14 protein-coding genes are annotated in these 13,468 nt (G+C 43.2%); 13 read left to right on the top strand and 1 reads right to left on the bottom strand.

From position 1 onward, the window contains the following. Nucleotides 1–32: 32 nt before the first annotated feature. The 8 genes from alr to IGJ42_RS14340 all read left to right on the top strand — a co-directional run bounded on the left by alr (nt 33) and on the right by IGJ42_RS14340 (nt 7,795). On the top strand, nt 33–1,154 hold the full coding sequence (alr, locus tag IGJ42_RS14375) for an alanine racemase (protein ID WP_429946823.1): 1,122 nt from the start codon (nt 33–35) through the stop codon (nt 1,152–1,154). Between the two features lie 9 nt (nt 1,155–1,163). Then, a complete protein-coding gene (locus tag IGJ42_RS14370) occupies nt 1,164–1,535 on the top strand; it encodes a type II toxin-antitoxin system PemK/MazF family toxin (protein ID WP_005227961.1) in 372 nt (123 codons plus the stop codon). An 8-nt stretch (nt 1,536–1,543) separates the two neighbouring features. Next, complete coding sequence (locus IGJ42_RS14365) at nt 1,544–1,840, top strand: hypothetical protein (protein WP_016612926.1); 297 nt, start codon at nt 1,544–1,546, stop codon at nt 1,838–1,840. A gap of 305 nt (nt 1,841–2,145) precedes the next feature. Then, nucleotides 2,146–3,213: a 23S rRNA (adenine(2503)-C(2))-methyltransferase RlmN gene (rlmN, locus tag IGJ42_RS14360; RefSeq protein ID WP_010749104.1), complete on the top strand. Its 1,068-nt coding sequence runs from the start codon at nt 2,146–2,148 to the stop codon at nt 3,211–3,213. A gap of 196 nt (nt 3,214–3,409) precedes the next feature. After that, nucleotides 3,410–4,093, top strand: coding sequence for a DUF969 domain-containing protein (locus IGJ42_RS14355; RefSeq protein ID WP_005233676.1), 684 nt, complete (start codon nt 3,410–3,412; stop codon nt 4,091–4,093). After that, nucleotides 4,094–5,014 (top strand): DUF979 domain-containing protein, encoded by a 921-nt coding sequence (locus tag IGJ42_RS14350; RefSeq protein ID WP_005233677.1) that lies wholly within the window; start codon nt 4,094–4,096, stop codon nt 5,012–5,014. Between the two features lie 30 nt (nt 5,015–5,044). Next, nucleotides 5,045–5,692: a pyroglutamyl-peptidase I gene (gene pcp, locus IGJ42_RS14345; protein ID WP_008379428.1), complete on the top strand. Its 648-nt coding sequence runs from the start codon at nt 5,045–5,047 to the stop codon at nt 5,690–5,692. Between the two features lie 441 nt (nt 5,693–6,133). Next, nucleotides 6,134–7,795: a peptide ABC transporter substrate-binding protein gene (locus tag IGJ42_RS14340; RefSeq protein WP_429946822.1), complete on the top strand. Its 1,662-nt coding sequence runs from the start codon at nt 6,134–6,136 to the stop codon at nt 7,793–7,795. Nucleotides 7,796–7,895: 100 nt separating this feature from the next. Here the strand turns inward: IGJ42_RS14340 and IGJ42_RS14335 are convergent, their stop codons facing one another. Then, entirely contained in the window at nt 7,896–8,231 is a 336-nt protein-coding gene (locus tag IGJ42_RS14335) for a DUF3899 domain-containing protein (RefSeq protein ID WP_005227990.1), read from the bottom strand. Between the two features lie 84 nt (nt 8,232–8,315). Here IGJ42_RS14335 and opp3b point away from each other — a divergent pair, with 84 nt between their 5' ends. The 5 genes from opp3b to IGJ42_RS14310 are packed head-to-tail and all read left to right on the top strand — an operon-like array spanning nt 8,316 to nt 13,334. Beyond that, nucleotides 8,316–9,257 carry an oligopeptide ABC transporter permease gene (gene opp3b, locus IGJ42_RS14330; protein ID WP_005233681.1) on the top strand — a complete coding sequence of 314 codons (942 nt, stop codon included), beginning with the start codon at nt 8,316–8,318 and terminating at the stop codon, nt 9,255–9,257. Then, on the top strand, nt 9,257–10,300 hold the full coding sequence (locus IGJ42_RS14325) for an ABC transporter permease (RefSeq protein WP_005233683.1): 1,044 nt from the start codon (nt 9,257–9,259) through the stop codon (nt 10,298–10,300). Before opp3b ends, IGJ42_RS14325 begins: the two co-directional genes overlap by 1 nt. After that, a complete protein-coding gene (locus IGJ42_RS14320; protein WP_216593164.1) occupies nt 10,300–11,352 on the top strand; it encodes an ABC transporter ATP-binding protein in 1,053 nt (350 codons plus the stop codon). Before IGJ42_RS14325 ends, IGJ42_RS14320 begins: the two co-directional genes overlap by 1 nt. Nucleotides 11,353–11,366: 14 nt before the next feature. Continuing rightward, the gene (locus IGJ42_RS14315) at nt 11,367–12,305 is read left to right on the top strand and encodes an ABC transporter ATP-binding protein (RefSeq protein ID WP_005233685.1); all 939 of its coding nucleotides are present in this window, start codon (nt 11,367–11,369) and stop codon (nt 12,303–12,305) included. A 30-nt stretch (nt 12,306–12,335) separates the two neighbouring features. Then, the gene (locus IGJ42_RS14310) at nt 12,336–13,334 is read left to right on the top strand and encodes an RNA-guided endonuclease TnpB family protein (protein WP_429946820.1); all 999 of its coding nucleotides are present in this window, start codon (nt 12,336–12,338) and stop codon (nt 13,332–13,334) included. Nucleotides 13,335–13,468 lie beyond the last annotated feature (134 nt).

Genomic DNA, 13,468 nt, shown 5'->3' with positions numbered 1-13,468 from the left:
GATCAAGCATTAGTAGAAAGAAGGAACTGGAAATGGTGGTTGCTTACCATAGACCAACGAAAGCGATTATTGATACGACCGCGATTACCGAAAACATCAAAAATGAGATTGCTCACTTACCAAGCGAGACGTTTCTTTTTGCGGTGGTAAAAGCCAATGGTTACGGGCACGGAGCGGTACAAACTGCTCAAGCAGCCAAAGAAGGCGGTGCAGCCGGTTTTTGCGTTGCGACGATCGATGAGGCAATCGAATTGCGAGAAGCAGGAATCACTGACCCGCTGCTGATTTTAGGGGTTGTGAACGTGCAAGATATTCCCTTACTTGCAGAATACGATTTTTCTTTTCCAGTCGCTTCGATGGACTGGTTGGTAGAAGCCGGTACTTATTTGGAGGAGAATTCTATAAAGACACCGCTTAAAGTACATGTCAAAGTGGATACCGGCATGGGGAGAATCGGTTTTTTGACCCCAGAAGAAGTGCTTCAAGCCGTTCTTTGGTTGGAAACTCATCCCACATTTGATTGGGAAGGAATCTTTACCCATTTCTCCACAGCCGATCAAGCTGATACAACTTATTGGGAAACACAGCACCAGCGGTTTAAAGAAGTCTTAACTGTTTTGCCTTATTTGCCGACATATATACATACAGGCAATAGCGCGACCTCCTTGTGGCACAAAGAGGCCGTTGGGAATATGGTCCGTTTTGGGATCGCGATGTATGGATTGAATCCGTCAGGTCATGCATTGAAGGAACCATTTTCCTTAAAACCAGCCCTTTCACTTGTTTCTGAACTGATCCAAGTGAAATTACTTGAAAAAGGAGCGGGGATTGGCTATGGTGAGACATATATCACGCCCCGTCAGGAATGGATCGGCACTGTGCCTATCGGTTATGCGGATGGCTGGTTACGAAAAATGCAAGGCTTCTCACTCTTAGTAGAAGGCGAACCTTGTGAAATCGTCGGTCGGGTGTGTATGGATCAACTGATGATTCGTTTGCCGCGAGCCTTTGCTGTCGGTACAACGGTCACGTTGATTGGTGAGAATCATGGGAAACGAATTACGATGCAGGATGTTGCAGACCAGTTAGAAACGATTCACTATGAAGTAGCGTGCACCCTCTCAGCAAGGGTTCCGCGAGAATATAAAAGTTAGGGTGGTCCTATGGTAAAAAGGGGAGATATTTATTTTGCCGATCTTTCACCAGTCGTTGGATCGGAGCAAGGCGGAATACGACCGGTCTTGATCATTCAAAATGACTTGGGCAATCACTTCAGTCCCACCGTGATCATTGCGGCGATCACGGCAAAAATGGCGAAGCCGAAATTACCAACCCACATTGGGATTTCCGCTTCTTGCACAGGGATTGGCAAAGACTCCGTCATTTTGATGGAACAGATCCGCACGATCGACAAAAGTCGGTTGAAAGAAAAAGTTTGTCATTTAGACGATAAAGTGATGTGTGAAGTCGATGCTGCTTTGATGATCAGTATTGGTGTGGAGCCGACCTTTGCTACATCAACGATCGAGGTGTAAAACAAGCAATGGGGTATGTAGTATTAATAGTAGTTGTCATTTTATTGATTCTCTTTACTTATAAACATATTCGCCGTTTTCTTTCAGAAACCAAAAAGCGCAACGAAACCATGGAACAAGGGTATTACCTTGTCAGTCATACATATGAAGAGAAACGGGAACAGACCCATTATTACGGCGTTTTTCAACAAGGAGACAAAGAACTGATATTAGAAATGTCACTCCAGCTTTATTTACAGCTACAGCCACCGCAACGGGGGATGTTGACCGCCAAAGAAGGCCGAGTCCTTTCTTTTGAAGGGTGATCATGTGAAGAAAGCAGTGCCCATGAGAGAGTATCTCTTCAAGGAAAAGCAAACAAGCAGGAAAGAGCTGCTCCATTTATTTCACAGGAGTTGGTTCATTCACTGCTTGTTTTTTATGACTAAAATGTTTGTGAGAGCTATTTCAAGTAAGATGGCGTGATGGATGGGAACATTGAGCATCGAAAAAATGATCAACCAGCGCAGTAGAGCAACGGTTTTGCTTTGACAAACAACCAAGGTACGGTTGCTTTTCACAAAGAATTCAGTTATAGTATGTAGCGACTAGTTTGAAAAGAGGGAAAAAAGTGAACCCATCGATTTATGGACTTACCAAATCAGATCTATCTTTGTGGATAACTGAACAAAATGAAAAGAAATTTCGAGCCAACCAAGTGTGGGAGTGGCTCTATGAAAAACGAGTAACCAGCTTTGAAGAAATGACCAATTTACCGAAACCTTTGATTGAGAAACTGACGGCAGCCTTTGTGATCAATCCCCTGAAGCAGATGGTGGTACAAGAAGCCAGTGATGGGACCGTCAAGTATTTATTTCAATTGCCCGACAATCACATGATTGAAACGGTCTTGATGCGTCAAGAGTATGGCATGTCGGTTTGTGTGACGACCCAAGTCGGTTGCAACATCGGTTGTACCTTTTGTGCCAGTGGGTTATTAAAGAAACAGCGGGATTTAACAGCAGGCGAGATCGTGGCTCAAATCATGTTAGTACAACACTATTTTGATGAACGCAACGAGGGAGAACGGGTCTCTCACGTAGTCGTCATGGGGATCGGCGAACCCTTTGATAACTATGACAATGTGATGCATTTCTTGCAGATCATTAACGACCCAAAGGGTTTAGCGATCGGTGCGCGGCATATTACCGTGTCAACCAGCGGCTTAGCGCATAAAATCAAAGAGTTTGCGGAGAACGGCTTGCAAGTGAACCTAGCGATTTCGCTGCATGCCCCAAATAACGAAGTCAGAACCTCCATGATGCGGATCAATCGGAGCTTCCCGATTGAAAAACTGATGGCAGCGGTCGATTATTATTTAGAAAAAACCAATCGTCGCATCACGTTTGAGTATATCATGCTGGATCATGTCAACGACCGACCGGAACATGCCCGTCAGTTGGCAGCATTATTGAAGGATAAAAAGAAATTGTCTTACGTCAACTTGATTCCTTATAACCCAGTGAGTGAGCATGACCAATATGCTCGAAGTAAAAAAGCCGATGTGTTAGCTTTTTATGACATTTTAAAGAAAAACGGCATCAACTGTGTGATTCGTAAAGAACATGGGACAGATATCGACGCAGCATGCGGACAGCTGCGAAGCAAACAAATGAAAAAAGAAGCTTCTGCTTCTTAAACACAAAAAACCAAAAGAAGGACTGCACAAGCGTAGTTCTTCTTTTGGTTTTTTATTATCTAAGCAATTAAAAAACGCCTTAAAGAAAGCGTATTCCTGTAAAGAAAATTCAAAAAACATTGTTTTACAAGAAAAAAATAGATTATACTAAAAGCTGGTATTCATTAAAAATAACTTACTGTGAAAGGATGATTTGATGGAATGGATTAAATTAATTGGTATTCTAGTTATTTTAGTCGGCTTTTTGCTGAAGCTAGATACTATTGCTGTCGTAATCGTTGCTGGTTTTGTCACCGCGCTTGTATCGGGAATTTCTGTTGTTGATTTTTTAACAATGTTAGGAGAAGCGTTTGTCAATAATCGACTCGTTACACTGTTCTTGTTGACATTACCAATGGTCGGCTTGTCGGAACGTTTTGGCTTGAAACAGCAGGCCGTCATATTGATTGAAAAAATCAAAGGCTTGACACCAGGGAAGTTTTTGAGTTTGTACTTATTTATTCGGGAACTTGCTGGCTTTTTCTCTATTCGGATCCAAGGACATACGCAATTTATCCGCCCAATCGTTAACCCAATGGCGCAAGCTGCTGGGGAAAATAAATTTGGGGAACTGGATGAAAAAGATCAGGAAAAAATCAAAGCTCGGGCTGCCGCTAATGAAAATTTCGGGAATTTCTTTGCGCAAAATACCTTCGTGGCTGCTTCTGGTGTGCTGTTGATCGTAGGAACGTTGCAATCACTTGGATATGATGTGGCAGCTAGTTCGATCGCTCAAGCATCATTGCCGATCGCATTGATCGTCTTAGTTATTGCCACGTTATCGAACTTGCTCTTTGATCGCAAATTAGCAAAAAAATATGGCAAGAAGGAGGAGAAATAGATGGAAGGAATCGTTAACGGATTACTAGAATTCTTTTATATCTTGATTGGGCTGCTGTCGATCATGACGGCTGTCCGGGTTTTTCGTGAAGCAGACCATCCTACACGATTGGGCACCTCTGCCTTTTGGTTACTGCTAGGGGTCGTCTTTGCTTTCGGAAATTTTTTGCCGTATCTTGTGGACGGAATTTTGATCGTTTTGATGGGCTGTTTGACCTTCTTCAAACAAGTACAGATCGGTAAAATCGTCGACGTTGATGATGAAAAAGCCGAAGCGTCAGCAAAACGGATCGGTAGTACGATCTTCGTACCATGTATCAGCTTGGCATTGATCGCTGTGGTGATTTCTTATACACCATTAGGGGGCCAAGTGGGGATCGGGATCGCGTCGATCTTAGCACTCTTGTTGGCAGTCGTGCTAACTTCCGCTAAACCAAAAACAGTGTTAGACGATTCCGACCGGATGCTTCGCCAAGTCGGAACTGCCGGTATCTTGCCGCAGTTATTAGCAGCACTAGGTGTCATTTTTAACGCTGCTGGTGTTGGTGATGTGATTTCTCAAGGAATCTCTGGCGTCGTGCCAGAAGGCAATCGTTTTATCGGTGTCGTGGCTTACTGTTTAGGAATGATGATCTTTACTATGATCATGGGAAATGGCTTTGCAGCATTTACCGTTATAACTGCCGGTATTGGCGTACCTTTCGTAATGGCGCAAGGCGGCGATCCAGTTGTTGCTGGTGCTTTAGCAATGACCGCTGGTTTTTGCGGCACGTTGCTGACCCCGATGGCAGCCAATTTCAATGCACTGCCAGTGGCTTTGTTAGAGATGAAAGACCCTAATGGTGTCATTAAAGCACAAGCCCCAATTGCTTTATTATTGTTAGTGATCCACATCGCTTTAATGTACTTTTGGGCATTTTAGTGGTAAAACAGAGATGGAAGGATGATGGAAATGAAACTATTAATTACCGGATTTGATCCATTTGGCGGAGAAGCAATCAATCCTGCCTTAGAAGCAGTGAAATTACTGCCAGATACAATTCATGGTGCACAGATCGTGAAAGCAGAGATCCCCACTGTATTTGGGAAATCAGCGGCGATCGTCGAAGAGAAAATTGAAGAGGTCCACCCAGATGTCGTCTTAAACATCGGTCAAGCGGGCGGCCGGTTTGCCATCTCACCAGAACGAGTGGCAATCAATGTGGATGATGCCCGGATTCCTGATAATGAAGGCAATCAACCCGTCGATGAAGCGATCCAAACAGAAGGAAAGCCTGCCTACTTCACACAACTGCCAATCAAAGCAATGGTAGAAAATATGAAAAAAGCAGGAATACCTGCAGCCGTTTCTAATACTGCTGGAACCTTCGTCTGCAACCACATCATGTATCAAGTACAATACATGATCGATACAAAATACCCTGAAATGAAAGGCGGTTTTATTCACGTGCCATTTATTCCTCAGCAAGTCGTCGATAAAGCAGGACAGCCTGCAATGAGCATCGAAGACATCGCCAAAGGATTAACTGCAGCAGTGGAAGCTATCGTTGATTATGCCGACAAAGAAGATTTAAAAGCGATTGGCGGCGCGATCCATTAATCATTGAAGGACATCCGTTCGAGGACAAAACAAAAGTTCTTAAAATGAAAAGACCTGATCAGTAAGCATGCGATCAGGTCTTTTTTGTCTGAATTTGATAAGAAATCATCCTTGTTTTCTGCATGTTTACTTTTCTATCAGACATTTCTCATTTTGATGACTGAAATGAAAAAAGCAGACAGAAAATGAATATAAGTTACATTTAACCATGTTTTTTTATTATTTTTTTCGCTTTATTTCTTATAAATAAAGAAAGGAAAAATAGCATTTAACGAATGTTTGATGAGAGTAAGGTAAGTAAATACCAAGAAAACTTTCTTCCAAAGGTGTTTTTTATCGAAAAAGGGATTGCTTTTTTAATAATTATTAATTAAAATCTTATCTAACTTCAGAAATCGAATGATTATTCTGAAAATTAATTCAATTAAGGGGTAGGACAGGATGAAAAATAAATGGGCCTATGGTTTAGTAGCTGTGTGTGGCGTGGTGTTAGCCGGCTGTACAACAGGCGGAACAAATAGTTCAAGCAATGACACAGCAACTAGCGGCGATAGCAACGCAGAACAAGTATTTAACGTAGTGGTTTCACAAGAAATGCCAAGTGCGGATCTTTCATTAGCAACCGATACGATCAGCTTCAGTGCATTGAACAATGTATATGAAGGACTGTATCGTTTGGATGCTGACAGCACACCACAACCTGCTGGTGCAGCTGAAGCAGCTGAAGTCAGCGAGGATGGACTGACTTACAAGATCAAATTGCGTGAAGATGCGAAATGGTCAAATGGTGACCCTGTTACAGCAGCGGATTATGTCTATGGCTGGCAACGGACGGTCAAACCTGAAACTGCATCAGAATACGCGTATCTATTTTCACCAGTCAAAAATGCGGATGCCATCACAGCAGGCGATACGGATCCATCAGAGCTAGGCATCAAAGCAGTGGGGGATTATGAATTAGAAATCACCCTAGAAAAAGCAACACCTTACTTTGATTACTTATTAGCATTCCCATCATTCTTCCCGCAAAATCAAAAAGTAGTGGAAGAAAATGGCGATCAATATGCATCAACAAGCGACAATGCCGTTTATAATGGACCATTTGTCCTGACTGGTTTTGATGGGCCAGGAACGGATACAGAATGGGCTTATGAAAAGAACGATCAGTATTGGGACAAAGACACTGTTAAATTACAAACAATCAACGTAAGCGTCGTGAAAGAATCCTCAACTGCCTTGAATCTTTTCCAAGATGGTCAAGCAGATGATGTCATCCTAACAGGTGAACTGGCGCAACAGATGGCTAACGACGAAGCATTCGTTTCTCAACCAGAAGCAACGACTTCTTACTTAGAATTGAATCAACGTGATGAAGATTCACCTTTCCGTAACGAAAACTTGCGTAAAGCAATCTCTTATGCGATCGACCGTGATGCCTTAGTAACATCCATCTTAGGTGATGGTTCAATTGCTTCAAGTGGTTTGGTTCCGGAAGGCATGACTTTCAGTCCTGGCGATCATACAGACTTCACAGAAGCAGCTGGTAGCGTCATTAGCTACGATCAAGAGAAAGCAAAAGAATATTGGGAAAAAGCCAAAGGAGAATTAGGAATCGATTCATTAGAATTTGATATCTTAGCTTCTGATACAGACTCAACCAAGAAAATCATTGAGTACTTGCAAGACACGATCGAAAAAACATTGGACGGTGTGAAAGTCACGTTAAGTCCAGTTCCATTCTCTGTTCGTTTGGATCGTTCAAATGCGGGTGATTTTGATACAGTAATGGGCGGTTGGGGTGCTGACTATGCCGATGCAAGTAGCTTTACTGACTTGTTTACGACAGGTAACTCATACAACCGTGGTCAATGGAGCAGTGAAGAATACGATGCAGCTGTAAAAGCAGCAGGTACGACCAATGCCAATGACCCTGACAAACGTTGGGAAGATTTAGTCAATGCAGAAAAAATCATTATGAATGAACAAGGTGTCATTCCAGTTTATCAAAAAGCGGAAGCACATTTACGTGCAACAAAAGTCAAAGGTGTTGTTGCTCACGCAGCGGGCGCACAATACGACTACAAGTGGACATCAATCGAATAATCACGAGTAGTTGACTTGAAATGCCGAAGAAAAGGCTGAGACAATTTCTTGTCTCAGCCTTTTGCTTCTCATTTCAATGAGTAAAAATATAAGAGTGAAATTAACTAGTAGCAATCATTAAAAAGAGCAATGAAAGGAATAACAAGAAGACACCAGGCCATAACCAAAAGGCGTAACTCTGTTTGCCGACTTGGGATAATTTCAGATAATCTGTTTTATTTTTGGAAAAAGCTTTCTTCATGGAATATTGAAAATGGTCAAAGAAACCAGAAGCAAATACCCATAAAAAACCGCCAATGATCAAAAAGAACAGCGCCCACAAGAAAAGGGCATCTGAAAGAGCTGCTATGGAAAATTCATTTTTTATGGCTAACCATCCGCCAGAAATTGCGAGGCATAGGAGGGGTATGAGCCCACTACTTTTTTTTATTTTCATGATCTGACTCCTTTTTAATGATTCGTACTATGTTAATTTACATAATTATTGAATAGAAGTCAAAATACTTAAGGGGGAAACTGCGTGAACAGCTTTTTGAAATATTTATTGAAACGAGTGTTCTACATGGTCTTAACATTATGGCTGATTGCCACGATCACCTTTTTCTTGATGCAATTTTTGCCAGGAACACCATATACGAATGCTGAAAAATTAAGTCCAGAACAAATTGCCTTGCTAAATGAGCAAGCAGGATTGGACAAACCGATTATTACCCAATATTGGCTTTATTTGACCAATCTACTAAAAGGTGACTTTGGGATCTCTTTCCAATTTAAAAACCAGCCAGTAGCGAATTTATTATCAGGAAGAATCGGACCTTCACTGCAACTAGGACTACAAGCGATCATCTTTGGTACCTTCTTTGGGATCATTTTAGGAACGATCTCTGCAATGAAACAAAATACTTGGGTCGACACAACGTCTACCTTAGTGGCGATCTTAGGGCGTTCGATCCCTAACTTTGTCTTTGCCGTTTTGCTGCAATATATTTTTGCCATCAAACTAGGGATCTTGCCGATTGCCAAGTGGGAGACCTTTGCCAGCACGATCTTACCGACCGTCGCCTTAGCGATGTCGCCGTTAGCGGATTCCGCTAGGTTTATTCGAACCGAGATGGTGGAAGTGCTGCATAGTGATTATGTCGAGTTGGCACGAGCAAAAGGTTTGAGCCGCTGGGAAATTGCCTTCAAGCACGGTTTGCGGAATAGTTTGATTCCGTTATTGACGTTGTTAGGACCGCTAGCTGTCGGTTTGATGACTGGTTCCCTTGTCGTAGAAAATATTTTTGCGATCCCGGGTATCGGTGAACAGTTCGTAAAATCAATCATGACCAATGACTATCCAACAATCATGGCGGTAACGATCCTTTATTCCGCAATGTTGGTCTTTGTGATTCTTGTTGTTGATATTTTATATGGAATCGTTGATCCGCGGATCCGAGTTTCAGAAGGGAGTCGTGGCTAATGGCAGAGAAACCTTACACAGCAAATGATGTTGCTGCCATCGATGCAGCCAAATTTCAACCGTTACAAAAAAATACCAATGAAGAGCGTGAAGCGATCGCAACCCCCTCGTTAACCTTTTTCCAAGATTCATGGCGTCGTTTGAAAAAGAACAAAGCCGCTGTTTTCTCAATCGTTTTGTTGCTGATCATTATTACGATCTCAATCATTACCATTTTTGTCTCGCCACATGATCCGACCGCGCAAAATGTGACCTTTACAAATCTGCCGCCGAAAATTCCCGGTATCAACATCAATGGCTTAAACGGCTATGCGATGGTGGGAGGCGAGCTAGTGGATAAGTATGCAGCTGCCAATGTACCTGACGGGACATATTTCCTTTTAGGAACGGATGGATTAGGTCGTGACTTATTGAGTCGTCTATTTGTAGGGACACGTATCTCCTTATTGATTGCGTTTATCGCAGCGATGCTAGATATCATCTTTGGTGTAACCTATGGTTTGATCTCTGGTCTTTTAGGTGGACGAATCGATAATGTGATGCAACGTTTCCTAGAAATCTTATCAGGTATTCCCAACTTGGTGGTAATGATCTTAATGCTGGTAGTTTTCGAACCTGGGATCTTCTCGATCGTGGCAGCAATGGCGATCACTAACTGGATTCCAATGGCGCGGATCGTACGGGCCCAAACAATGAAACTAAAAGATCAGGAATTCGTTTTAGCCGCAACAACGCTGGGGGAAAGCCGTCTCAAGATTGCGATGAAACACGTATTACCAAATATTTCCAGCGTGATCATCGTACAAATGATGTTCAGTATTCCCTCGGCGATTTTCTTCGAGGCCTTCCTAAGCTTTATTGGGCTAGGATTAAAACCACCTTCAGCATCTTTAGGGATGTTACTAAGCGATGGCTACAAAACCTTCTTGTTCCTGCCTTACCAAATGTGGGTACCGGCTGTGACCTTGTCTGTGATTATGATTGGGTTCAACTTGCTGGCAGACGGTTTGCGTGATGCCTTTGATCCGAAAATGAAAGAGTGATTGCTATGAAAAAAGTCTTAGAAGTGAAAAACTTAGAAATTTCTTTTGACACCTTTGCTGGGAAAGTCCAAGCGATCCGTGATGTCAGTTTCGATCTATACAAAGGAGAAACCTTGGCAATCGTGGGCGAATCCGGGAGCGGCAAGTCCGTGACAACCCGCAGTATCATGGGGTTGTTAGCCAGCAATGCCAATGTCGATAATGGCCAGATCCTCTTCAATGGGACGGACATTTTGAAAAAATCCGAAAAAGAACTGCAAAAAATCCGTGGCAAGGAAATCGCCATGATTTTCCAAGATCCAATGACTTCACTAGACCCAACGATGCCGATTGGCAAGCAAGTGGCAGAGTCATTGATGAAGCACAACAAAATCAGTAAAAAAGAGGGCTTGCGACAAGCGTTGGAATTACTGAACCTTGTCGGCATCCCGAATGCTGAGAAACGCTTGAAAAATTATCCGCATCAATTTTCGGGTGGTCAGCGGCAGCGGATCGTTATTGCAATCGCGCTGATCTGTTACCCACAGATCTTAATTGCAGATGAACCGACGACTGCATTGGATGTAACGATCCAAGCACAGATCTTAGAGTTATTAAAAGATATTCAGAAGAAAATCAATTCGTCCATCGTCTTTATCACCCATGACTTGGGTGTCGTTGCCAATGTGGCTGACCGAGTAGCCGTGATGTATGGTGGGAAAATCGTCGAAGTGGGCACCGCAGAAGAAATCTTCTACAACCCGCAACATCCATACACCTGGGGCTTGTTGGGTTCGATGCCAACGTTAGAAGGGACAGGCGATCGTTTGTACGCGATTCCTGGTTCACCGCCGGATCTGTTGGACCCGCCAACCGGGGACGCTTTTTATCCACGAAACGAATTTGCTTTGCAGATCGATGCAGAACAGCAACCGCCGTTCTTTGATGTTTCACCGACCCACAAAGCAGCAACGTGGCTGTTAGCGCCGCAAGCACCGAAGGTAACTCCGCCGGATGAGATCTTGATTCGCTGGAAAAAATTCCAAGAAAAAAATACTCAGGCATCTGTCTAAAGGAGGAGAAACGGTTGGAAAAAGTTTTACTTGAAGTAAAGAATCTCAAACAATATTTTAACGTTGGCCGCAAAGACGAAGTCAAAGCCGTCGATGATATCTCCTTCCAAATCTATGAAGGAGAAACCTTTGGTCTAGTAGGTGAATCCGGAAGCGGAAAATCGACCACTGGACGGACGGTGATTCGTTTGAATAATCCTACCGGAGGCGAAGTTCTTTTTGATGGACAAGATGTTATGAAAATCAAAGGCAAGAAACCGCTGGCTGATTTTCGCCGGGAAGTTCAAATGGTCTTCCAAGATCCTTATGCCTCCTTGAATCCACGGATGAAAGTTCGCGACATTATTGCCGAAGGGATCGATATCAACGGATTAGCTAAAAATGAAAAAGAACGTAATGATCGGGTGGATGAACTCTTGCGAACCGTCGGACTAAACCCAAGTCATGGGACCCGTTATCCTCATGAATTTTCAGGGGGACAACGTCAGCGGATCGGAATCGCCCGAGCATTAGCCGTCGATCCAAAATTCATCATTTGTGATGAACCGATCTCGGCATTGGATGTTTCGATCCAAGCCCAAGTTGTCAACTTGCTGCAAGATCTGCAAGAAGAACATAAATTGACGTACTTGTTTATCGCCCATGATTTATCGATGGTCAAACACATCAGCGATCGGATCGGCGTGATGCACAACGGCAAACTGCTAGAAGTAGGAACCAGTGATGAAATCTATCATTACGGGGTCCATCCGTATACTGAAAGTCTTTTATCAGCGATTCCGCTGCCAGATCCTGACCATGAGCGTCAACGCAAACGGATCAAATACGTCAGCGAACCAAACGATAACCAAGAACGAGCAATGGAAGAGATCGCACCAGGACATTTCGTTTATGCCACGAAACAAGAAGCCAAGATCTACCAAGAAAAGTTAGCACAAAAAAAGGGGAACTAGCGTCAAAGGTATAGGGAGTGTTAGGAGGAGATGAAACTGGGTGTTTTAAAAGCATACAAATTTCGGATCTATCCTAATGGACAGCAAAAACAGTTTTTCATCGAAACCTTCGGCTGTGTTCGGTTTACGTACAATCAACTGCTGGAGGCGAAGATGGAGGAGCTGGCCAACAATGAAGCAAAGCAAGGGTTGACGCCAGCCAAACTAAAAAAGGAGTATCCTTTTTTGAAGGAGACCGATAGTTTGGCATTGGCGAATGCACAAAGGAATCTGGACCGAGCGTTTCGAAATTACTTTCAAAAGCGGGCTGGCTTTCCAAAAATGAAAACCAAAAAAAGTATTTGGCAATCGTATACTACGAATAATCAGCAGCACACCATTTACTTTGAAGAGGATCAAATCAAGCTGCCAAAGCTCAAAACACTGGTTCCAGTAAAAAAGCATCGGGAGATCAAAGGGAAAATCAAATCGGCAACGATCTCAGCGAAAAACAATGAAGAGTTTTATATCTCGATTCTTTGTTTGGAAGAGATCACACCACTCCCGAAACAGCAAGCGTCTATCGCGGTTGTTTATGATCCGCAGCAGCTGATCAAAGCCAACCAATCGGTACCGATCACTTGTGAGCATGCGATCCAAACAAAACAGAAGCTGACACGAGCAGAACGCAAACTTCAGGTGAAAGCTACGGCGGTCAAACGGAAAAAAATCCTTTTGACTCAGGCACGAAATTATCAGAAGCTAAAAGGAAAAGTCGCTCGCCTCTATCGTTTTCACTGCTGTCAAAAGCGGGAATTCATCGATCAAGTCAGTTATCATCTCGTAAAACAGTACGATACAATCTATTTGGAACAAATTGCTGAAGAAACGGTTCTAAAAGCCGGTCATTACAGCATCAGCGATTGGCATCAGTTTGTTCGCAAAATCCAGTACAAAGCGCAGTGGTACGGCAAAGAACTGCGTTTTGTCACGTTGGACACGCAGGACCAACAGAAGCTAGAGCGGCTCTCAGGCGAAATGAGCAGCTGATCTGCTTGAACTGGAAGGAACGCCAGGGATCGCCTAGGGTATAGAAAAAATCTTTATGATTTTTGTTTCTAGGAACCACGTTCACTAATTATGATTAACCAGCAACCCCCTGCCAAACTATGGTTTAGCAGGGG

The sequence above is a fragment of the Enterococcus sp. DIV1067f genome (assembly GCF_050543505.1).
Classification (GTDB): domain Bacteria; phylum Bacillota; class Bacilli; order Lactobacillales; family Enterococcaceae; genus Enterococcus_D; species Enterococcus_D entomosocium.
This window is presented reverse-complemented; position numbering and strand designations above follow the sequence as displayed.